This window comes from Burkholderia sp. L-4, from assembly GCF_056856535.1.
The window spans coordinates 2,138,011-2,158,549 of the sequence record NZ_JBXEOX010000001.1 but is presented as its reverse complement, the minus strand read 5'-3'; the positions used below and the strand labels follow the sequence as shown (position 1 = coordinate 2,158,549).

The window sequence follows — 20,539 nt, the reverse complement described above, 5'->3', positions numbered from 1 at the left end:
CCGCATGGCGGCGCGGCCGATCCTGTCTGGAGACACGCAATGAAACGCACCGACGACGTCCTGCTCGTGATCGACGTGCAATACGACTTCATGCCGGGCGGCGCGCTCGCGGTGCCGGACGGCGATGCGGTCGTGCCGGTGATCAACGCGCTCGCGCAGCGCTTCGACCAGGTCGTGCTGACGCAGGACTGGCACCCGCGCGAGCACGTGTCGTTCGCGGCGAACCATCCGGGCCGAGAGCCGTTTTCCACGCTCGCGCTGCCGTACGGCGAGCAGGTGCTGTGGCCCGTGCATTGCGTGCAGGACACCGACGGCGCGGCGCTGCATCGCGACCTCGACATCCCGCACGCGCGGCTCGTGATCCGCAAGGGCGGCGACGCGCAGGTCGACAGCTATTCCGCGTTCGTCGAAGCCGACCGCACGACGCGCACGGGGCTTGCGGGCTACCTGCGCGAACTCGGCGCGAAGCGCGTGTGGTGCTGCGGGCTCGCGACCGACTATTGCGTCGCGTGGTCGGCGCTCGATGCGCGCGCGGCCGGGTTCGACGCCGCGGTGATCAACGATGCGTGCCGTGCGATCGACCTGAACGGGTCGCTCGCGCACGCATGGCAGCAGATGCAGGCAGCGGGCGTCGCGCATGTGACGTCCGCGGGCGCGCGCCCGGCGGCGTAGCGCATTTCCCATCCGATTCAGGGCAGCACCGAAGGAGACTCGCATGACCGAAGCCGTAATCGTATCGACCGCACGCACGCCGCTGGCGAAATCCTGGCGTGGCGCATTCAACATGACGCACGGCGCGACGCTCGGCGGCCACGTGGTCGCCGCCGCGCTCGAACGCGCGAAGCTCGACCCCGCTCGCGTCGAGGACGTGATCATGGGCTGCGCGAACCCCGAAGGCGCGACCGGCGCGAACATCGCGCGCCAGATCGCACTGCGCGCGGGCTTGCCCGTGACGGTGCCGGGGATGACGGTGAACCGATTCTGCTCGTCGGGGCTGCAGACCATCGCGCTGGCCGCGCAGCGGATCATCGCGGGCGAAGGCGAGATCTATGTCGCCGGCGGCGTCGAATCGATCTCGTGCGTGCAGAACGAGATGAACCGGCACATGATCCAGGAAGGCTGGCTCGTCCAGCACAAGCCGGAAATCTACTGGAACATGCTGCAGACGGCCGAGAACGTCGCGAAGCGCTACGGCATCTCGAAGGAGCGGCAGGACGAGTATGGCGTGCAGTCGCAACTGCGCGCCGCGGCCGCGCAGGAAGCCGGGCGGTTCCGCGACGAGATCGTGCCGATCACGGTGCTCGCGGGCATCGCCGACAAGGCGACGGGCCGCCTGTTCACGAAGGAAGTGACGGTATCGGCCGACGAAGGCATTCGCCCCGACACGACGCTCGAAGGCGTGTCGAAGATCCGCTCGGCCGTGCCGGGCGGCGTGATCACCGCCGGCAACGCGAGCCAGTTCTCGGACGGCGCGTCGGCGTGTGTCGTGATGAGCGCCGATGCCGCGCAGCGCGAAGGGCTGCAGCCGCTGGGCGTGTTCCGCGGCTTCGCGGTGGCCGGCTGCGAGCCGGACGAGATGGGCATCGGCCCCGTGTTCGCGGTGCCGAAGCTGCTGAAGCAGGCCGGATTGAAGGTCGACGACATCGGCCTGTGGGAGTTGAACGAAGCATTCGCGGTACAGGTGCTGTACTGCCGCGACACGCTCGGGATTCCTGAGGATCGCCTGAACGTGAACGGCGGCGCGATCGCGGTCGGCCATCCGTACGGCGTGTCGGGTGCTCGCCTGACCGGCCACGCGCTGATCGAAGGCAAGCGGCGCGGCGTGAAGTACGTGGTCGTCACGATGTGCATCGGCGGCGGGCAGGGCGCGGCCGGTCTGTTCGAAATCCTCTGATCTTTGGCCGGTCGCGGCCGCGGTTTCGCTTCGGCGACGCCCGCGGCCGCGACATCAATCGGTGCGGCAGCGCCGCGATTCGAAACAATCGGGAAGCAAAAGGCGTGCGCCCGGCAATGCCGTTTCCCCTGACTTGTCAAACGAATTGCCCCACCTATACTTGCTCTGACATTTGCCTTTCGGCACGATGGGCAGGATCGCGCATGGCGCGATCCGTGCCGCGAAGGTTCGAACCAACGCAGCAGACCGACCGGGGACCGAATGAGTACGACCTATGCAGCCGGGGAACCGCCGCGCGTCGTCAGCGCGGCCGCGAGGCTTTACGCGAAATGCCTGCTGGTCGGATTCGCGTTGCTGCCTGCGTATCTGATCGCCTACCTGTGGTTCTTCAGCGACCCGCACGTCGGGTTCGAGAACCACGCATTCCATGAAATCGCGATTGCGGCCGCTACCCTCGAGGGCGCGTTCGTCACCTATGTGACGTGGGTGTGCTACCGGTCGTCCGGCGAGCCGCTGCTGCGCTGGCTGACGCTCGGCTTTCTCGGCTTCGCGATGATCTATGCGCTGCACGGTGCGTTCACCGGGATGGCGCACCACAATATCTGGCTGTTCCTGCTGTACGGGCCCGCGTCGCGGCTCGTGATGTCGATCCTGCTGCTGACGGGCCTGCTGTCGTATTCGCGTCCGCCCGACCGGATCGAGAGGCGCATGAGCGCGCGAACGTGGCTGCCGTGGATCGTGTTCTTCGTGATCGTCGACGTCGTCGTTGCCTACCTTGCGTATTCGCCGATCGCCGGCGCGCTCGGTACGCGCCTGTCGATGGAGGGCGGCGCGCTCGTGTTCTCGCTGCTGAACGTCTGCGTGCTGCTCGCGCGGCGGATCCGCTCGCCGCTGATGGTGATCTACGGCGTGTCGATCATGGCCTTCGCGCTGTCTTCGCTCGCATTCATTCTCGGCAAGCCGTGGAATCACATGTGGTGGCTGGCGCACGCGATTTTCGCGGGCGGCTTCTTCCTGCTCAGCTACGGCGTCGTGCAGGCGTTGCAGACGACACGCTCGTTCTCGGCGATCTACAGCCAGGAAGACCTGATGAGCCGGCTGTCGGAATCGATGGCGCGTACCGAGAGCGCGCTGCAGGAGCTGCGGCGCACGAACCAGAAGCTCGAGTACATGGCCGCGACCGATCCGATGACGGGCGCGTCGAACCGCCGGCAGTTCATCGCGCAGGTCGAGCGCGAGATGGTGCGGGCGGAACGCGACGGCACGCCGTTCTGCCTGCTCGCGCTCGATCTCGACAATTTCAAGAACATCAACGATGCCTACGGGCACCAGATCGGCGACGAAGTGCTGCGCGGCGTCGTGCGCCAGTGCCTCGAGGCGATCCGGCCGGCGGGCGGGCTTGCGCGCGTCGGTGGCGAGGAGTTCATGGCGCTGCTGCCGGACATGCCGCTCGAAGGCGCGCGGATGACGGCCGAGCGCGTGCGTTCGTCGATCGCGAGTTCGCCGTTCGGGCTGGACTTCAAGCGCGTGCAGGTGACGGTCAGCGTCGGCGTCGCGCAATATGGCGTCGACGGGAGTACGGTCGATGCGTTGCTGAGGGTGGTCGACGAGCGGCTGTATCAGGCGAAGCGGGAAGGGCGGAATCGCGTCGTGTCGCGGTGATGCATCGTCGATCGAAGCCCCGGAGGCGGCGACGCCCCGGGGCTTTTGCATGCCGGTCGGCCCGCGCGGCGCTAGCGTGACGCCAGCGCCGTCGCCTGTTTCGGCTGCGTGTCCTGCATCCGCTGCGATGCCTGCCACCAGTACTTGCCCGCGCGCTGCTGCGGATCGCGGATCGCGAGATACGTCGTACTCCACAGCTGGGCCGCGTTGGCCTCGGTCGCATCCGCGCTGCGCGTGCCGAACGCATCGGTCTGGTACGTGCCGTTTACGTAGGACCACGTCCACATCTCGGACGTCCGCATGTCGCGTCCGTTCGAGATCACCTGCCAGATCGTCTGCCGTGCCTGCGTGAGCAGCGCGCGGGTCGCGCCCGACAGATCCTGGCGCGCGAGCTGACGATCGAGCCCGGCGACCCACATCGCCTGCTGCCACGACCAGATCACCGTGCCGTGATACGCGGAGCTCGTGAATTTCGGCCACAGTGCCTGGCTCGCATACGCCGGGTTCGCGATCAGCATCCCGGCATCGGTCACGAGCCCCGTCGGGAACGGCCGCGTGACGTCGCCGACGATCCGCTGGAGCTGGTCGTCCGGCGGCGAGCCGAACAGCAGCGCGAAGCCGCCGTCGGAGTTCATCACCGGAATCGGGTTGCCTTGCTGATCGAGCGACAGCGCGTAGAACGCGAGCGGCGCGCTGGGCGCGGCCCCGGCCGGCACGCCGGCGGACGGCGCATAGGCCGACACGTCGGTGGCCGCCTGCGCGGCCGGCACGCTGACCTGGAACAGCGGCGGCGCCTGCGTCTCCCACGTGGTCGCCTCGTTCGCCGTGTTGGCGAGCGTCGCGCGCTGGCCGGCATCGAGATACGGATCGAGCAGGCCGCGCGCGAGGAATGCGTTCGCCGCGCGCAGCGCGGCCGGCACGAGCACCGCGTTCACGTCGTATGGGTAGACGCCGCCGCCGAGCCCGTCGGTACTGTCGCGCCAGTTACCGACGATCTCGCCGGGCCGCAGGTGAATCAGGTTCGCGACCGACGGCTGTTGCGCGAACGCCTGCGCGGTCGTCGCGACGTGCAGCAGGTTGACGACCAGGCGGCTGCCGTTGGTCTGCCCGTCGCTGCCGCGCTGTGCGAGATACGCCGCCGCACGCGCCTGGCCGCGCGTATCGTCGATCAGCCACGCGGCCGCGATCGGCGCGAGCAGGTAGTCGCTGTCGATCATCTTGTAGTCGTAGGTCGGCGTCGGATCGTTCGGCTTGCCGTTCTTCTGGTTGTCGACCAGCGCGAATTCGCCGATGCCTTCCTCGTGCGCGACCTTGCCGTCGGCCGACAGGCGGCTCAGCACCGACGACAGGCCGGCCTCGATCGCCGCGGGCGCGAGCACGGGCATCAGCATGCGGACCGAGATCAGCGTATCGCGGCCGAAGTACGTGTCGTACTGCCACGAGCCGGCCAGCAGCTTGTCGTTGAAGCTCAGGAATTCGAGCACGTTCTGGCTCACCGGGTCGGGGTTCACGGACGGGGCGAACAGGTCGGCGCGCGTGATCGGCGAAAGCGGCGTCTCGCCCGACAGCGCATCGATGTGCAATTTCAGCGTGTGCGAGCCGGCCGGCGCGTTCAGCACGAGCTTGCCGCCCGCTGCCGGCGCGATGCTGCCGCCGTCGCGCAGCGTGATGCGCAACGCATAGCCGGGCGCGCCGTCGATCCGGTCGCGTTGCCATTGCGCGGTGCCGCCCTGGACCGTCGGCGCGGCGAGGATCTGCTGCGGAATCGTCGCGCCGCCATTGAAGTCGCGCAGGAAGCGCACGTTGCTGAGCACGCCCTGGCGGATCGTCAGCGTGCCGGTGTCGACCGACACGTCGGCGCCGATGCCGTACAGCGGGCGGCCGTGCGCGTCGGGTGCCGACAGCGCGGACGGCGGCGTGTCGAGGCTCCAGTTCACCGGTTGCGCGGTGTCGTCGAACCACAGCCCCGTACCGCTGTTGCCGGCGGGGAAGACCACCAGCAGGCGCGGCTTCGTCGACGAACGCACCAGCAGGTGCGCGGCAACCTTGTCCTGCCGGTAGAACGCGTTGATCTGGCCGCCGGTGTCCATGCGGAACGACAGCGCGGCGTGGTTCGACGGCGGGGTGTTCGACTGAACGTCGTCGTCGTTGCAGGCCGCGAGCAGGCCGGCGCAGACGAGACCGAGACACAGCGACTTCGCAAGGCGATGCATGTTGATGTCCCTCCTGATGAATGGCGATTTTTTATCTGGATGTGCGAATCAACGGATCTTGGGTCCGTTTGGTCTCGTGTCGCGGTCATTCTTTTCTGGTGAATGACTGGAATTGATCGGGGTGTAGCGCCGTTTTGAAAAAGAGAAATAGGCGGTAAATAAGCGAGCGATTGGTAAAAGCAGAAAACCGCGGCAGCAGAGGGTGCGGCCTTGATGCAGCAAGGGAAAGCAATGCGGCAGGCCTTCGCACGGGTGCGTGGCGAATTGCGTGCGGCAGAAGAAATCGAAACGTAAGCCGTCGTAGGGATTCTAGATTTCCTGGAAAGCCGAAGTCAATGATGTTTTGTGATTTTGTAATTCGGAATTGAAAAGCCGACTGAAATTATTACGCGTTGGGTCGGTAAAATATGCGATTGAATGGATTTGGATAACGCGGTCCGGATATCCGATGGCGAAACGATCGGCAATGGCGTTTCATACCGGCGATTGACGCCGGAAAGCAAGGGAATCGTCTCGTTCAAGCCGGCCGTGGTCGGAGCGGCGCGCGAAGCCGTGCAATTCTCGTTCCTGCCGGGAAACCGCAGTTCGCGTGTTCAGGCCGCCGGGTCCGTCAGGTTGGCAGGCTGAGCGCCCGTCGCCGTTCATGCGGCCGGCGCCGTCGGTGTTCGATGCGGTAAAAGAGCAGGTATCGTCGCCGGAACGGACGAGCGCCGATTCGGTACGCGTTTTTTCGCGGTTGCGACGGCCGCGCGCTGCCCGTCCGCGACGCGGCACCTTCGATTGCCCATATTCACGTGATATCGTCGCGGAGCGTCGGAAGCCATCCACCGTTTATTCCATTGTGAGAGGCGACATGCGTCTAGCTGATTTCATCGTTCAGAACATGGAGCCGATCCTGGTGGAGTGGGAGGCATTTGCCGCCACGCTGCTGCCGGCTGCGCGGAGCATGGACGCGCATGGGCTACGCGATCACGCGCGTCAGATCCTGCAGGCGGTGGCCGAGGACATCGATACGCCGCAAACGACGGCGGAGCAACATGAAAAATCGCTTGGACGGGCGCCAGAACCGGTGAACGCGGAGAAAACGGCCGCGCAGACGCATGCCGTCCTGCGCGCCCGTCGAGGCTTCAACATCAATCAATTGACGGCCGAGTATCGGGCGCTGCGTGCCAGTGTGCTGCGCTTGTGGATCGACGCATGCCAGCCGGACGCACCTCATGTGGACGACATGATTCGCTTCAATGAGGCGATCGATCAGGCGCTCGCGGAATCCGTTGCTTTTTTTACCGAGCAGGTGGAGCTGGCCCGCAACTTGTTGCTCGGGATGCTGGGTCACGATATGCGCACGCCGCTGCAGACCATTCAGATAACAGCGTCCTATTTGGCCGCGCTCAGTGCCGGAGAAGACATATCGGAGGCCGCGGCCCGGCTGATTCGCAGCGGCGGGCGCATGCACGCTCTCCTCGACGATCTCTGCGATTTCAACCGGACGCAACTCGGACTCGGTATCAACGTCGTGCGCCGCGATGCCGATCTCGTGCAAGTGCTCGCCAATGTGGTCGACGAATTGCAGACGGCTCATCCGAATCGCGAGATCAATCTCGAGGTGAACGGCGACCTGCGGGGTGACTGGGATGATCAGCGGCTCGAGCAGCTCCTGAGCAATCTGGTGAGCAACGCCGTCAAGCATGGAGCGCCCGATACACCCGTGCGGGTGACGGCGACGTCGGACGACGCAGAGGCGCATATCGAGGTCGGGAATAAGGGGCCCGCTATCGATCGGCTCACGCTCGACCGGATCTTCGATCCGCTTCAGCGTGGATCCGACCGATCGGAAAACGTCGATGACGATGTCGGATTGGGGTTGGGCTTGTACATCGCCAGCGAGATCGCCAAGGCACATCAGGGTCGTATCGAGGTGCGGTCCGATTCGACGGAAACAGTTTTCTCTGTACATCTGCCGAGAGGTGCGCGAAACGAGCGTCCCGGAGCCCGTGTCGAGCGGCAATGATGCGGAGTGGGTTTCGTGGGGGCGCGTTGTTCTGAGATTCCCGGCTATATCGAGGTTGATGATGGCAGTGTGTTGATAGCCGAGCAAAACAGACCCGTCAGTTTCCGGTGAACATCAACAGTTTCCGGACATGCGGTCGCGTGATCTGGGAGACGATTGCTCGATCGACATGAAGTGCCGGTGTTGCATGTCCGAATCATCATTCGGGACGTACTGGCACATTCGCCGAGTTCCAGTAAAGGCAATTGGCGAGGGCGGAGCCGTTGTGAGCAGCGTCCCTCACTTGTTCGCCACGACACTGACTTCGTTCCATTGACCCCCGTATCGTGTATCGAAGCTGCAACATATTTGCCAGTACTCGCCCGCGCCTGATGCTCCACATCCTCGGGCACTGTCCTTGCGAGGCTGTCGCGCGACTGGCACGTTGTTCGCTTTATCAGTCATGGTAGGCGCGACAGTCACTGCCCGTTCACGATGATCCTCCGACGAATTGGACTTGCATGCGTCTCGGGAGGGCGTCCGAAATGTGGCGCGTTCGCTCCCGGCTACCATGGACAACGTGCGAGTCAGGAAGAAATCGCGTCGTCACGGAGCCGGCGCGTACGGAGCGTGAGACGTTTATCGGTCGTGTTCCGAGCGCAGACGATCTTAATTAATACAGCAGACAAATAAGCCGGCTTTAAGGGGACGACCATGGCAAACATTCAACATAGCGATCCTCGTCGTCTGAAAATGGCTGACCGTGCCCAGCAACTGCTGGACCTGCATTTTCCCGGCACACCGGAAATTTGGCTTTGGCACCCACATCGAAACGTTGGGTTCATCACCATTCCTCGTACGCTACCGATTGCGATGCAAGCCGTCGACGCCCAGTCAAAGAGACAGCCGGCAGGTCAAACACTTTTCTGCCTGTGGGCAAGGGCGTGGAATTGTCCGGTGCTGTCAATTACCGATCCCCGGACCTTCGCAGTAGAGGCCGGATTCACCGGCGAGGGCGCCGTCAACACCTGGCGTCGTAGGATGAGCAGGCTACGTGACCTGAATTTCATCCGAACCAAGCCTGGGTCGTCTGGGCAGTTCCATTATGTCTTGCTACTGAACCCAAACGCAGCCGTGGAATGGATGCGATCAAACGGTTTGGTACAGGACGAACTCTACGTCCGGTTCGTTGAGTGTCTTGCGGACATCGGTGCTCACGGCGAAACGGAGCCGATACGCCAGCTGGGAGCGCAGCAACAAGTTCCTATGGCCGGTGATTCATGAACAAAGTCTGAATAGGCCCGCTGAATGCGGGCCCTGTGCAATCAGCAATTGCCTTTCTTCGCCTGTCCAGGTGGGCAGAATCCGTTGCCCGGTCCACCCTGCGGTGCGACAACTACCGGTGCACCCGGGACGTATGCGACGCACCCGCTGAGCGCGCCGACCATGCTCGCCGCTGCAAGCAACGCGATAACCCCTTTCTTCACTTCGTTCTCCCGTTATTGATGAAAGGGCCGATCGGCCCTTTCGGTGTGCTGCCGACGCGTCAGAAGCTGAAATTGACGTTCGACTGGCTGGTCGTTGCGTTGACGTTCGTCGATTGCGTTGCACCCGACGCTGCGTCCGCTTCGATCGTATATTGGGCTGCGGCGGCCGGCGAAGCGGCGAGCGCGACCGGCAGCGAACCGGAGTAAGTGCCGACGATCGGCGCGGCGGTGGGCACGTTGAGCGCATAGGCGCCCGTATCCAGGTTCGCGTTGATCGACGTGATCTCGTAGGCATTCGTATCGATCGTCTGCAGCGCGCGCACGAATGCGTTGGCGCTGGCGGTCACCGTACCGCTGACGGTGCTCATCGTCGACGCCGGCAGCGTAATCGGCGCGGTCGACGCCGACACCGCCGTGGTCGTGTTCACGACGACCGGGACGGAGCGCACGATACCCGATGCGAAGTTGTTCTGCGCGATCACGACATCGTAATTGCCTTGCGTCGAACTCTGGATCAGCGGCGACAGCACGAACTTGCCGGTGCTGTCGGCCACCGTGCCGCGGACGACCTTGCCGCCTTGCTCGGCATAGACCGTCGCGCCGGCTTCGGCCGAAGCGACGTAACCGGAGATCGCGCCGCTCACGACGGTCGGGACCGCAGTGACGACGGGTTTCAGCGCATATGAACCGTTGCCGCGCTGGACGATCGACTTGCATGCGTTGAAGTCGAGCACGAGGTCGACGAGCGTGTTCGGCTGGACCGTGAACGGCTGGATGATCTTGTAGCCACTTTGCGTCGCGCTCGGCGTGGCGAGCGCCTGTTCTGTGCCGCCGGTCGGGACGACCGAGTTCGCGAGGTTGTTACCTTGATTCTGGGCGAGAACCAGGCGAACTTGCTGATACTGGCCGGCGGGCAGGGCGGTCTGGCCGAGATCGGCGAGCACGCCGTTGGTCAGCGACAGCAGGTCGATCTTCTGCGGCGTAGCGAGGGAAACGGTCGACCAGCCGGCGTCGTTGTCTGCGGCGTTCGCGTTTGCGTTGACACGGACCTGCGAGACGGTGACGTACACATGGTCGAAACCGCAAGATGGCGCATCCGTCATCGCGACGTGCAGCGTACCGGTTTGTGTGCCGCCACCGTCGTCGCCGCCGCCGCAACCGGCGAGGATGAATGGTACGAAGGCGGCGCAAAGGGCGCACTTGATGATGTTGTTCATATGTCTCCCCCAAGCGGGATCGTTGTTCTGGGTGACAGAAGAATAGCGGCCCTCCGGCCTACTATTTGGGCATCTTTGAAACCAACGGTAACATTCTGTTTGATCGGTCAATTTTTACCGGGATTGGTGTCGCTTCGGATGGCAGCGGGCGGACCCAGGCGCGATTGCTTCTTCGTTGCTCACGATGTCGCCCATCGGGGGTGACGGCCTGTTGCAGGATGGCGAGCATAGACATCGGCACAGTTGCTTCAGCAACTATGCAATGCCAGTCCTCTGCGTTTACTTCAATATCATTGTGGTGAACGAGCTTGTTAAGTGCGGTGCGAATGCAATGTCATCGTTTTTTCGATCGCGGCTTCGGAATGTTTTCCGATAAGGATGTTGCGCCAATCCCCCTGCGTTGGAAGATTGGTTGGATCGTCGAGACATCCCGGGAATTTCACTTCCTGTCGCGCAGGGTATCGCCGGAGCTCGGAGTCGCGCGGATTCACCTGCAGATACGGTCCATTGGCTTCGGTAAGTTTGGTAGGCTTGTCGCCTGCCTTTGCTTGTCGGAGCTTGATGACGGGAGGCGGCACGTTGAAAATGGGGATCGTCGTCGGATGATCGAACTAATACCCTTTTCCTTGACTGGACGCGATTTTCAGCGAACGCGGGCGAACGGTGGAAGGGTGCAAGGTGCCTGGCTGGCAAGGGTTTGCGGAAAATAGCCGAACCAACACGAACTGGAGCGAACGAAGTGATCAGACATATCGTCATGTGGAAGTTGAAGGAATCGGCCGAAGGCGCGACGCGCGCACAGAACGCGCTGAAGCTGAAGGAAAAGCTCGAAGGCTGCCGTGACCTCGTACCAGGCACCTTGCAGATCGACGTCGGCGTGGCGACGCCGGGCCTCGACGCGACCGCGGACATCGTGCTCGTATCCGATTTCGCGGACAAGGCCGCGCTCGACGCGTACCAGGTGCACCCGGTCCACCAGGAAGTGAAGAAATTCGTCGTCGCGGTCGCCGAATCGCGCGAGTGCGTCGACTACATCGTCGACAGCGCACGATGAGCGACGCGGCAACCCCGACGGACGGCCCGTCGATCGAAAGCCCGTTCGTCGACCTGCTCGGCGTGCAGCTCGTGTCCGCGAAGGATGGGGCGAGCGAGATCGTGCTGCCGCTCGAGGAGCGGCACATGAACACGTGGAGCATCGCGCACGGCGGCGTGACGATGACGCTTTCCGACATCGCGCTCGCGATGGCGGCGCGCAGCCTGACCGACGACGGCGTTGGCGTCGTCACGGTCGAGATGAAGGTGAACTTCATGCAGCCGGGGCGCGGCGAGTTGCGTGCCTATGGGCGTGTGATGCACCGCTCGACGACGATGGCCTACTGCGAAGGCGAAGTGCGCGACAGCGACGGCAATTTCGTCGCGAAGGCGCTCGGCACGTTCAAGTACATGCGGCGGCTCGCGGTCGGTCGCGACATCAAGCGGCAGCGTTCGCGCACCGCGCCGGACGCCCAGCCCGGCCCGAGCGACGCGTAGGCCCCCGGGCGCACGGCCCGGTCTGCTGGTCGAGGCAGGGCCGTTCCGTTTGGCGGCACGGAAAGCCGGCACATCGCGCGTCACGCCTGCCTGATTCGGGCGTGGCATCATGCACGCTTGTCCGTTCACGGCGCCGCGCAGGCGCTGTTTTCCCCGATGCCGCTGAATCCGAAGATCGCCCAGGTGCTCGACATGATCGAGCGCGCGAAACGCCCGTCCTATCACCACCAGACGCCGCAGCAGGCGCGCGCCGCGTACGAGAAGAGCGCGCCGATCCTCGATGTCGCGCCGGCGCCGATGCATGCGGTGGAGGCGTGCGTCGTGCCGACGCGCGACGGCCGCACGATCGGTGCGCGGCTGTACCTGCCGGTCGCGCCGAGCCTCGCGGAGCCGTTGCCCGCGCTCGTCTACTACCACGGCGGCGGCTTCACGGTCGGCAGCGTCGACACGCACGATGCGCTGTGCCGGATGTTCGCGCGCGATGCGCAGTGCGCGGTGCTGTCGGTCGATTACCGGCTCGCGCCCGAGCACCGGTTTCCGACCGCGGTGAACGACGCCGACGACGCGTTGCGGTGGCTCCATCGCGAAGCCGCCACGTTCGGCATCGACGCCGCACGGCTGGCGGTCGGCGGCGACAGCGCGGGCGGCACGCTTGCCACCGTCTGCGCGGTGCTCGCGCGCGATGCGGGCATCCGCCTGGCACTGCAGATGCTGATCTATCCGGGCGTGACGGGTTACCAGGACACCGCATCGCACGCGCGGCTCGCGAACGGCTACCTGCTGACGCAGGACACGATCCAGTGGTTCTTCACGCAATACGTGCGTGATCCGGCGGATCGCGACGACTGGCGCTTCGCGCCGCTCGACGGCACGCGCGGCGCGCCGTCGTTCGCGGGCGTCGCGCCGGCGTGGATCGCGACGGCCGAATACGATCCGCTGAGCGACGAGGGGGCCGCGTACGCGGACAAGCTGCGCGCGGCCGGCAATGCGGTCACGCTGGTCTGCTATCCGGGGATGATTCACGAATTCTTCAAGATGGGCGGTTACGTGCCCGAGGTGCGGGCCGCGCATGGCGATGCGGTCGCGGCGCTGAAGGCCGCATTCGACGACATTTGACGGCGAGCGCCCGAAGGCGCGCGTCGCAGGGAGGCTGCGATGACGGACGGCGTGGTGGAAACGGGCGACTGGGCGGTATTGGGCGGCGACGCCGCGCGGATTCGCGACGCGGTGTTCGTGCGCGAGCAGCAGATTCCGCCGGAATGGGAACTCGACGACGACGATCCGCTGTCGCTGCATGCGGTCGCGTACCGGGTCGACGCGGTAACCGGCACGCGCCGTGCGGTCGCGACGGGACGGTTGTTGCCGTCGGGTACGATCGGCCGCGTTGCGGTGCTGGCCGACGCGCGCGGGCAGGGCGTCGGGTCGGCCGTGCTGAACGCGCTGCTGGAGGCCGCGCGGCGGCGCGGCGAAGCCGCCGTGCGGCTGTATGCGCAGGATTCGGCGGTGGCGTTCTATGTGCGGCACGGCTTCGCGGCGGTCGGCGAACCGTTCGTCGAGGCCGGCGTGCCGCATGTCGAGATGACGCGCGCGCCGTAGCGCGAAAGGCGCGCGTTCAGCGCGGCCGTGCCGACGCCACGTCGATGTCGAACGTCAACGCGCGCTCGAACGAACCCGGCCGCACGGTACGGTGCGAACCGTCGTCGTCGCAGCGCTCCTTGATCTCCACCGTCAGCCGCACGCCTTCCTTCATCGTGACGCGCAGCGCGGTCGTGCCGCGCGTGCCGTATTCGGGCGTCTCGATGAACGCGGCCGACAGCGCACGCTCGCGCTCGATCGGGATGCCGGTGTGCGGCAGCGCGTCGTCGTCCGCGACGTGCGGATCGCGCATCAGCGCAATCAGTTCGTCGAGCGGCGGGGTCGGATCGTCGGTGAGCAGCGTGCCGAGTTCCGCGCGCTTGCGCACGACTTTCGGCCAGGGCGTATCGAGCCGCGCATTCGACAGCGCATGCACGCCGGGCGTGACCGCGACCGGCGCGGCGACCCGGCTTTCACCTTCGGGCGCACGGTTGCAGAACCACGCGAGTTCGCGCCGCCGCCAGTCGCCGACGAGCAGGTTGAAGCCGTTGTAGACGGCCGCATGCTCGGCAAGCTGCCCGAGATACTCGAGCGGCGCGACGGGCGGGCCGCCGAGGAAATCGGACACGAGCTTGCCGCGGGTCGGTGCGCCCGCGCGGATGTCGAACGGCGCGCGGTAGTTCGTCAGCGCGGCGAACCGGCCGTCGCGCGAGACGCCGAGCCACGTGCCGCCCGCTTCGAGATCGCGGCCGGCAAGGACGCCCGGCACATCTTCCCACCACGAGAGCGGCGCGCTGGTCCGGCGAAAGAACTCGTCGCGGTTGGCGGCGAGGGTAAAGACGGGACCGGCGGCGGCATCAGGCTGCCAGTCGAAGGCAATCAGACACATCGGGCGAATCTCTCGCAGGAAACATCGGGCGCCGGCTGCGACTCGCGAGCCGGCGCCCGAATGGGTTGTCAGTGCGTCACGCTTCCGTCGGCCATGCGTACGGCAGCGCGTCGAACGCGAGCGCCGGGCCGTCGGCCGAACCGACGTGCACCGTGCCGTTGTCGAGCGCGGCGAGCTTGATCTCGATGAGCGCGTCGACGCCGCCGGCGGGCGCGGCCGCCGCGTTGACGATCATCCCGCACGGCTGGCCGGGATCGTCGCTGTGGAACAGCTCGACGCCGGCATGCACGGTATCGATGTCGCCGGCGACGTGCGCGAGCGCGGTGCGGCGCTTGATCGTGCCGCGGTACTGGCTGCGCGCGACGACTTCCTGGCCCGGGTAGCACCCTTTCCTGAAGTTAACGGCACCGATCACGTCGAAGTTGACCATCTGCGGCACGAACTGTTCGACGGCCGGCTGCGTGATGCGCGGCTCGCCCGCGCGAATGTCGAGCCAGTCCCACACGGCCGGCGACACGACCGGCAGCGTGCCGGCGAGCGCCGCGAGGCGCGCGTCGACCTCGGCGCGCGGGCCGATCCACAGATAGCGCTTGCGGCCGGCAGCGTCGGGCACGCGGATCAGCGCGCCGGCCGGGCCGTCGACCTTCACGTGCACGCCGTCCGGCAGCGCGTCGAAGATGCCCGACAGCGCGTCGCGTACGTCGCCCGTGAAGCCGGCCACCGCGAGCGTGTCGCTTGCATCGGTGAGCTTCGCCTTCGCGCGCAGCACGAACATCGACAGCCGCTTCTGCACGGCCGCCTGCACGTCCTTCGACACGAGCAGGCGCACGTCGTGGCCGGCGCGCCAGGCGAGGAACGACCCCAGCAGGCGCCCCTTCGGCGAGCAATAGCCGGACAGCCGCGCGCTCGCGGCATCGAGGTGCTCGATGTCGTTGGTCAGCTGGCTGTGCAGGAACGTCGCGGCGTCGTCGCCGGCCACGTCGATCACGCCGAACTGCGGCAGCGGCATGCAGGCGCCCGGCGCGTCGAAATCGGCGGCGGACGGGCGGGGGAAAACGGGGAGCGAGGCAGATGCGGCCTGGGCAGCCGGTGAAGCGAACGGTGTGCTCATGGAATGAGGGAACAGTCAACCCTGACTTTGACGAAGGCGAGCAAGTATTATATGGGTCTTACCTGAGTCACGTTTCCATGTCCCTACTGAAGAAATGCGCCGCGACGATCGTGGCGCTGGCCGTCGTTGTGGCCGCTGCCGGCGCGGGCGGCGGGTATTACTGGGCGACCCGGCCGCTGCTGCTGGGCTCGGCATCGCTCGACGTCACGATCAAGCCGCGCAGCACCGTGAAGAGCGTCGCGCTGCAGCTCAAGCGCGGCGGCGTGCCGGTCGAACCGTTCGGGTTCGTCGCGATGACGCGCGTGCTCGGGCTGTCGAGCCGGCTCAAGTCCGGCAACTACGAATTCAAGACCGGCATCACGCCTTACGAGGTGCTGCAGAAGATCGCGCGCGGCGACGTGAACGAGTACGTCGCGACGGTCATCGAAGGCTGGACCTTCAAGCGGATGCGCGCGGAACTCGATGCGAATCCCGACCTGACGCACTCGACGGCCGGCATGAGCGACGCCGAGCTGCTGCGTGCGATCGGCGCATCGGACAGCGCCGTGCAGCGCGGCAGCGGCGAGGGGCTGTTCTTCCCCGATACCTACCTGTTCGACAAGGGCACGAGCGACCTGAACATCTACCGGCGCGCGTATCACCTGATGCAGACGCGTCTCGACGAGGCGTGGGCCGCCCGCGTGCCGGGGCTGCCGTACAAGTCGCCTTACGAAGCGCTGACGATCGCATCGATCGTCGAGAAGGAAACGGGCCACGCGGCCGACCGCGCGTTCGTCGCGGCCGTGTTCGCGAACCGGCTGCGCATCGGCATGCCGCTGCAGACCGATCCGTCGGTGATCTACGGGCTCGGCGACGCGTACGACGGCCGCCTGCGCAAGCGCGACCTGCAGGCCGACACTCCTTACAATACCTACACGCGACGCGGCCTGCCGCCGACGCCGATCGCGTTGCCGGGTGTCGCCGCGCTGCAGGCGGCGATCAATCCGGCACCGACGAGCGCGCTCTATTTCGTCGCGAAGGGCGACGGCACGAGCGTGTTCTCGGACACGCTGGGCGATCACAACAAGGCCGTGGACAAGTACATACGAGGTCAATAATGGCGAGCGGTAAATTCATCACGTTCGAAGGCATCGACGGGGCGGGGAAGACCACCCACCTGCAATGGTTCTGCGAACGGCTCCAGGGCAAGCTGGCCGCGGCCGGCCGGCAGGTCGTCGTCACCCGCGAGCCGGGCGGCACGCAGCTCGGCGAGAAACTGCGCGAGATCCTGCTGAACCAGCCGATGGACCTCGAGACGGAAGCGCTGCTGATGTTCGCCGCGCGCCGCGAGCATCTCGCGCTCGTGATCGAGCCGGCGCTCGCGCGCGGCGACTGGGTCGTGTCCGACCGCTTCACCGACGCGACGTTCGCGTACCAGGGCGGCGGCCGCGGGCTGCCGCGCGACAAGCTCGAAACGCTTGAGCGCTGGGTGCAGGGCGGCTTCCAGCCCGACCTCACGGTGCTGTTCGACGTCGCGCCGCACGTCGCGAGCGAGCGCCGTGGCGCCGCGCGCATGCCCGACAAGTTCGAAAGCGAATCGGACGCGTTCTTCTCGCGTACGCGCGGCGAATACCTGCGGCGCGCGGAAGAGGCGCCGCACCGTTTCGCGATCGTCGACGCGACGCAGTCGATTCCCGAGATCCGCCAGCAGCTCGAACGCGTGCTCGCCGCGCTGTAACCCGCAAGGAACGCACCACATGATCTATCCGTGGCAGACCGACGACTGGAACCGCCTGCAGCAGCTGCGCGCGCAATGGCCGCATGCGCTGCTGCTGCACGGCCAGGCCGGGATCGGCAAGCTGCAGTTCGCGCAGCATCTCGCGCAGGGCTTCCTGTGCGAATCGCCGCGGCCGAACGGCGAGCCGTGCGGCACCTGCGCGGCCTGCACGTGGTTCTCGCAGGGCAACCATCCGGACTACCGGATCGTGCTGCCCGAGGCGCTGGCGGGCGAAGCGCCGGGCGCCGCGGACGACGCGAAGCCGGCCGACGCGGACGAAGGCGGCAAGAAGACGCGTGCGCCGAGCAAGGAAATCAAGATCGAGCAGGTGCGCGCGCTGCTGGACTTCTGCGGGGTCGGCTCGCACCGCGGCGGCGCGCGCGTCGTCGTGCTGTATCCGGCCGAGGCGCTCAACGTCGCCGCGTCGAACGCGCTGCTGAAGACGCTGGAGGAGCCGCCGTCCGGCGTCGTGTTCCTGCTGGTGTCGGCACGCATCGATCGCCTGCTGCCGACCATCATCAGCCGCTGCCGGCAGTGGCCGATGACGGTGCCGGCGCCCGACGCGGCCGAGACATGGCTCGCGGCGCAGGGCGTCGACCACGCCCGCGCGCTGCTCGCGGAAGCCGGCGGCGCGCCGCTCGCCGCGCTGGCGCTCGCGAGCGACGAGAACCGCCCGCTGCGCGACTACACGCTCGGGCAGCTCGCGGCCGGTGCCGGATGCGATCCGTTCGCGTGCGGCGAGACGCTGCAGAAGCTGCCGGTGCCGCTGGTGCTCGGCTGGCTGCAGCGTTGGTTGTACGATCTGCTCGCGCAGCGGATGGCCGGCGCGCCGCGCTACTTCCCGATGCACGCGGCGGCGCTCGCGCGTTGCGCGGAGGCGGTCGACGCGAACGCGTTCGCGCGGTTCATGAAAGCCGTGACGCGGCAGCGGACGGTCGAGAACCATCCGCTCAATGCACGGCTCGTATTCGAGGAATTGTTTCTCGGATATCGGGAAATGTTCGCGTGATCCGGCATTGCTTCCCGTGGGTTGCGAAATGGTGAACGGATCGAACGGACCACTCGGCGACGCGGCCCGTCGCCGCATGCCGGCGAGCGCGTGAGCGCGCGTCTTACGTATTCAGGAAACACGATGTTCGTCGACTCTCACTGCCACATCAATTTCAAGGGCCTGGCCGACCGCCTGCCGGCCGTTCTCGAGAACATGCGCGAGCATGACGTCACGCACGCGCTGTGCGTGTCCGTCGATTTCGAGACGCTGCCCGACGTGCTCGCGATCGCCGACGCGCACGACAACGTCTACGCGTCGGTCGGCGTGCATCCCGATCACGAGGACGCGCGCGAGCCGACGCTCGCGGAGCTCGTCGAGCTGGCCGCGCACCCGAAGGTCGTCGCGATCGGCGAAACGGGCCTCGACTACTACCGCCTCGAAGGCCGCTCGATCGCCGACATGGAATGGCAGCGCGAACGCTTTCGCACGCACATCCGCGCGGCGACCGCGACGATGAAGCCGCTGATCATCCATACGCGCGCGTCGTCGGAAGACACGCTGCGGATCATGGCCGAGGAGCGGGCCGACGTGCCCGGCGGCGTGATGCACTGCTTCACCGAGCCGTGGTCCGTCGCCGAGCAGGCGCTCGCGCAGAACTTCCATATCTCGTTGTCGGGCATCGTCACGTTCAAGAACGCGACCGACGTGCAGGACGTCGCGCGGCGCGTGCCGCTCGACCGGCTGCTGATCGAGACCGACTCGCCGTACCTCGCGCCGGTGCCGTATCGCGGCAAGCCGAATGAACCTGCGTACGTCAGCCATGTCGGACGCTTTATCGCATCCGAACGCGGGATGGCCGTCGAGGCGCTCGCCGATGCGACGACGCAGAACTTTTTCCGGCTGTTCAAGATCGCCCGCTAACGACGTGCGCGCAGCCGACACAACCCAGGGAAGGAGCCCACAACAATGACGAAACCGACCAATCATCTGCCCAAACGCGCCCTCGTTGCCGCCGCGCTGGTCGCGAGCGGCCTGTTCGCCGCCGCCGGCGCGCATGCCGAGTCGCTCGACGCGATCGTCAAGGCCGTCAAGTTCGACGACATCGCCGACATCGGCAAGCAGCTCAAGAGCGGCAAGCTCGACCCGAACACGCTCGCGCCGAACGGCGATCCGATCCTGGTGATCGCCGCGCGCGAGAAGTCGGACAAGGTCGCGGCCGCGATCGCGACGACGCCGAACGTCGACCTCGAGAAGGAAGACAAGGCCGGCGAGAACGCGCTGATGCTCGCGTCGCTGAACGGCGACCTGGGCCTCGCGAAGCTGCTGATCGACAAGGGCGCGGAAGTCAGCAAGAAGGGCTGGGCGCCGCTGCACTACGCGGCGACCAACGGCCAGGACGCGGTCGTGAAGCTGCTGCTCGACCACGATGCCTACATCGACACGGCGTCACCGAACGGCACGACCCCGCTGATGATGGCCGCGCGCGGCAACCATGCGTCGACGGTCACGCTGCTGCTCGACCAGGGCGCCGATCCGCAGGTCAAGAACCAGCTCGGCATCACCGCGCTCGAGTTCGCGAAGCACTACAACGCGCCGGACGCGATCGAGATCCTGAGCAAGCGGACGACGCGCATTGGTGCGGCGACGCCGGCAGATGCGCAAAAGAGTGCAAAATGACGGTTTTCGGTGCGGGACGGTGTGCCCGGCCGGCCGGATTCCGGCCGGAGCAGGGTGCCCGGCGCCGCGCCGGCCAAGGCAGCAGGCGGCCTCGGGCCGCATTGATATAAGGAACACCATGTTGCGCGCAATGTTTTGTGCCGCGGCGTTTGCCGTGCCGTTGTCGGCGGCGGCTTTCACGGGCGCGGATCTCGACCGGCTGTGCGCGAAGACGGACGTGAAGTCGCGGGCGTCGTGCGCGGCCTATATCGAAGGCGCCGCCGACGGCGTCTACAACACGATCGACGCGATCGGCGGCACCACGGGGCCGCGCGTCGGCCAGTATTTCTGCCTGCCGCCCGACATCCGGGCGCAGCAGATGACCGACGCGGTGCGCAAGTACATCGCGGAAAATCCGAAGCTGGCCGACTACAACGCGAGCACCGCCGTGTCGCTCGGTCTCGGCAAGGCGTTTCCGTGCAGGAGCGGCAACTGACCTGACGCCGTGTCCGGGCGCATGCGCGGCCCGGACGTCGCCGACGCATCCCAGGACGAGGCTGCACGCCTC

The 20,539-nt window shown here is 66.3% G+C and carries 20 protein-coding genes; 16 read left to right on the top strand and 4 right to left on the bottom strand.

The features are described from left to right. Positions 1-39 precede the first annotated feature (39 nt). The 3 genes from pncA (at position 40) to AC1VVG_RS10000 (ending at position 3,556) form a co-directional block, all read left to right on the top strand. Entirely contained in the window at positions 40-672 is a 633-nt protein-coding gene (gene pncA, locus AC1VVG_RS10010) for a bifunctional nicotinamidase/pyrazinamidase (RefSeq protein ID WP_034188753.1), read from the top strand. A 43-nt stretch (positions 673-715) separates the two neighbouring features. Then, positions 716-1,894 carry an acetyl-CoA C-acyltransferase gene (locus AC1VVG_RS10005; RefSeq protein ID WP_034188752.1) on the top strand — a complete coding sequence of 393 codons (1,179 nt, stop codon included), beginning with the start codon at positions 716-718 and terminating at the stop codon, positions 1,892-1,894. 261 nt (positions 1,895-2,155) lie between these two features. After that, the gene (locus tag AC1VVG_RS10000) at positions 2,156-3,556 is read left to right on the top strand and encodes a GGDEF domain-containing protein (protein ID WP_034188751.1); all 1,401 of its coding nucleotides are present in this window, start codon (positions 2,156-2,158) and stop codon (positions 3,554-3,556) included. Positions 3,557-3,627: 71 nt separating this feature from the next. On the opposite strand, the gene AC1VVG_RS09995 is transcribed toward AC1VVG_RS10000, so the two are convergent. Next, positions 3,628-5,769, bottom strand: coding sequence for a glucosidase family protein (locus tag AC1VVG_RS09995; RefSeq protein WP_482835578.1), 2,142 nt, complete (start codon positions 5,767-5,769; stop codon positions 3,628-3,630). Positions 5,770-6,186: 417 nt separating this feature from the next. On the opposite strand from AC1VVG_RS09995, the gene AC1VVG_RS09990 reads away from it, so the two are divergent. The 3 genes from AC1VVG_RS09990 to AC1VVG_RS09980 all read left to right on the top strand — a co-directional run bounded on the left by AC1VVG_RS09990 (position 6,187) and on the right by AC1VVG_RS09980 (position 9,043). Continuing rightward, entirely contained in the window at positions 6,187-6,396 is a 210-nt protein-coding gene (locus tag AC1VVG_RS09990; protein ID WP_226252783.1) for a hypothetical protein, read from the top strand. 226 nt (positions 6,397-6,622) lie between these two features. Next, the gene (locus tag AC1VVG_RS09985) at positions 6,623-7,780 is read left to right on the top strand and encodes a sensor histidine kinase (protein ID WP_482835577.1); all 1,158 of its coding nucleotides are present in this window, start codon (positions 6,623-6,625) and stop codon (positions 7,778-7,780) included. A gap of 693 nt (positions 7,781-8,473) precedes the next feature. Continuing rightward, positions 8,474-9,043 (top strand): hypothetical protein, encoded by a 570-nt coding sequence (locus tag AC1VVG_RS09980; protein ID WP_231750656.1) that lies wholly within the window; start codon positions 8,474-8,476, stop codon positions 9,041-9,043. Positions 9,044-9,305: 262 nt separating this feature from the next. Here the strand turns inward: AC1VVG_RS09980 and AC1VVG_RS09975 are convergent, their stop codons facing one another. After that, complete coding sequence (locus tag AC1VVG_RS09975; RefSeq protein WP_059561723.1) at positions 9,306-10,463, bottom strand: DUF4382 domain-containing protein; 1,158 nt, start codon at positions 10,461-10,463, stop codon at positions 9,306-9,308. A 739-nt stretch (positions 10,464-11,202) separates the two neighbouring features. Here AC1VVG_RS09975 and AC1VVG_RS09970 point away from each other — a divergent pair. The 4 genes from AC1VVG_RS09970 to AC1VVG_RS09955 all read left to right on the top strand — a co-directional run bounded on the left by AC1VVG_RS09970 (position 11,203) and on the right by AC1VVG_RS09955 (position 13,589). After that, positions 11,203-11,517 (top strand): Dabb family protein, encoded by a 315-nt coding sequence (locus AC1VVG_RS09970; protein WP_027787175.1) that lies wholly within the window; start codon positions 11,203-11,205, stop codon positions 11,515-11,517. Beyond that, positions 11,514-11,993, top strand: coding sequence for a PaaI family thioesterase (locus tag AC1VVG_RS09965; RefSeq protein WP_034188705.1), 480 nt, complete (start codon positions 11,514-11,516; stop codon positions 11,991-11,993). The genes AC1VVG_RS09970 and AC1VVG_RS09965 overlap by 4 nt, the downstream gene beginning before the upstream one ends. Positions 11,994-12,149: 156 nt before the next feature. Continuing rightward, complete coding sequence (locus tag AC1VVG_RS09960) at positions 12,150-13,109, top strand: alpha/beta hydrolase (protein ID WP_049034504.1); 960 nt, start codon at positions 12,150-12,152, stop codon at positions 13,107-13,109. Between the two features lie 39 nt (positions 13,110-13,148). Continuing rightward, entirely contained in the window at positions 13,149-13,589 is a 441-nt protein-coding gene (locus AC1VVG_RS09955) for a GNAT family N-acetyltransferase (protein WP_059561686.1), read from the top strand. 16 nt (positions 13,590-13,605) lie between these two features. Here the strand turns inward: AC1VVG_RS09955 and AC1VVG_RS09950 are convergent, their stop codons facing one another. Continuing rightward, complete coding sequence (locus AC1VVG_RS09950; RefSeq protein WP_034188703.1) at positions 13,606-14,457, bottom strand: NRDE family protein; 852 nt, start codon at positions 14,455-14,457, stop codon at positions 13,606-13,608. Positions 14,458-14,533: 76 nt separating this feature from the next. Further along, positions 14,534-15,568, bottom strand: a complete 1,035-nt coding sequence (ygfZ, locus tag AC1VVG_RS09945) for a CAF17-like 4Fe-4S cluster assembly/insertion protein YgfZ (RefSeq protein ID WP_482835576.1) — start codon at positions 15,566-15,568, stop codon at positions 14,534-14,536. Positions 15,569-15,645: 77 nt separating this feature from the next. Here ygfZ and mltG point away from each other — a divergent pair, with 77 nt between their 5' ends. The 6 genes from mltG (at position 15,646) to AC1VVG_RS09915 (ending at position 20,467) form a co-directional block, all read left to right on the top strand. Then, positions 15,646-16,665, top strand: coding sequence for an endolytic transglycosylase MltG (mltG, locus tag AC1VVG_RS09940; protein ID WP_049030839.1), 1,020 nt, complete (start codon positions 15,646-15,648; stop codon positions 16,663-16,665). After that, positions 16,665-17,285, top strand: a complete 621-nt coding sequence (gene tmk / locus AC1VVG_RS09935) for a dTMP kinase (protein WP_034188700.1) — start codon at positions 16,665-16,667, stop codon at positions 17,283-17,285. The genes mltG and tmk overlap by 1 nt, the downstream gene beginning before the upstream one ends. A 19-nt stretch (positions 17,286-17,304) precedes the next feature. Next, the gene (locus AC1VVG_RS09930) at positions 17,305-18,333 is read left to right on the top strand and encodes a DNA polymerase III subunit delta' (RefSeq protein ID WP_034188699.1); all 1,029 of its coding nucleotides are present in this window, start codon (positions 17,305-17,307) and stop codon (positions 18,331-18,333) included. Between the two features lie 123 nt (positions 18,334-18,456). After that, entirely contained in the window at positions 18,457-19,236 is a 780-nt protein-coding gene (locus tag AC1VVG_RS09925; RefSeq protein WP_034188698.1) for a TatD family hydrolase, read from the top strand. A 45-nt stretch (positions 19,237-19,281) separates the two neighbouring features. Next, on the top strand, positions 19,282-19,992 hold the full coding sequence (locus tag AC1VVG_RS09920) for an ankyrin repeat domain-containing protein (protein ID WP_034188697.1): 711 nt from the start codon (positions 19,282-19,284) through the stop codon (positions 19,990-19,992). 118 nt (positions 19,993-20,110) lie between these two features. After that, on the top strand, positions 20,111-20,467 hold the full coding sequence (locus tag AC1VVG_RS09915; protein ID WP_006485939.1) for a Rap1a/Tai family immunity protein: 357 nt from the start codon (positions 20,111-20,113) through the stop codon (positions 20,465-20,467). Positions 20,468-20,539: the final 72 nt, after the last annotated feature.

Bases quoted from the DNA above. Each gene is read 5' to 3' on its own strand.
- AC1VVG_RS09985 (WP_482835577.1), top strand. From the start codon at position 6,623: ATGCGTCTAGCTGATTTCATCGTTCAGAACATGGAGCCGATCCTGGTG.
- AC1VVG_RS09995 (WP_482835578.1), bottom strand. From the start codon at position 5,769: ATGCATCGCCTTGCGAAGTCGCTGTGTCTCGGTCTCGTCTGCGCCGGC.
- AC1VVG_RS09975 (WP_059561723.1), bottom strand. From the start codon at position 10,463: ATGAACAACATCATCAAGTGCGCCCTTTGCGCCGCCTTCGTACCATTC.
- AC1VVG_RS09980 (WP_231750656.1), top strand. From the start codon at position 8,474: ATGGCAAACATTCAACATAGCGATCCTCGTCGTCTGAAAATGGCTGAC.
- AC1VVG_RS09930 (WP_034188699.1), top strand. From the start codon at position 17,305: ATGATCTATCCGTGGCAGACCGACGACTGGAACCGCCTGCAGCAGCTG.
- mltG (WP_049030839.1), top strand. From the start codon at position 15,646: ATGTCCCTACTGAAGAAATGCGCCGCGACGATCGTGGCGCTGGCCGTC.
- pncA (WP_034188753.1), top strand. From the start codon at position 40: ATGAAACGCACCGACGACGTCCTGCTCGTGATCGACGTGCAATACGAC.
- ygfZ (WP_482835576.1), bottom strand. From the start codon at position 15,568: ATGAGCACACCGTTCGCTTCACCGGCTGCCCAGGCCGCATCTGCCTCG.
- tmk (WP_034188700.1), top strand. From the start codon at position 16,665: ATGGCGAGCGGTAAATTCATCACGTTCGAAGGCATCGACGGGGCGGGG.
- AC1VVG_RS09925 (WP_034188698.1), top strand. From the start codon at position 18,457: ATGTTCGTCGACTCTCACTGCCACATCAATTTCAAGGGCCTGGCCGAC.
- AC1VVG_RS09965 (WP_034188705.1), top strand. From the start codon at position 11,514: ATGAGCGACGCGGCAACCCCGACGGACGGCCCGTCGATCGAAAGCCCG.
- AC1VVG_RS10000 (WP_034188751.1), top strand. From the start codon at position 2,156: ATGAGTACGACCTATGCAGCCGGGGAACCGCCGCGCGTCGTCAGCGCG.
- AC1VVG_RS09950 (WP_034188703.1), bottom strand. From the start codon at position 14,457: ATGTGTCTGATTGCCTTCGACTGGCAGCCTGATGCCGCCGCCGGTCCC.
- AC1VVG_RS09955 (WP_059561686.1), top strand. From the start codon at position 13,149: ATGACGGACGGCGTGGTGGAAACGGGCGACTGGGCGGTATTGGGCGGC.
- AC1VVG_RS09915 (WP_006485939.1), top strand. From the start codon at position 20,111: ATGTTGCGCGCAATGTTTTGTGCCGCGGCGTTTGCCGTGCCGTTGTCG.
- AC1VVG_RS09990 (WP_226252783.1), top strand. From the start codon at position 6,187: ATGGATTTGGATAACGCGGTCCGGATATCCGATGGCGAAACGATCGGC.
- AC1VVG_RS09920 (WP_034188697.1), top strand. From the start codon at position 19,282: ATGACGAAACCGACCAATCATCTGCCCAAACGCGCCCTCGTTGCCGCC.
- AC1VVG_RS10005 (WP_034188752.1), top strand. From the start codon at position 716: ATGACCGAAGCCGTAATCGTATCGACCGCACGCACGCCGCTGGCGAAA.
- AC1VVG_RS09960 (WP_049034504.1), top strand. From the start codon at position 12,150: ATGCCGCTGAATCCGAAGATCGCCCAGGTGCTCGACATGATCGAGCGC.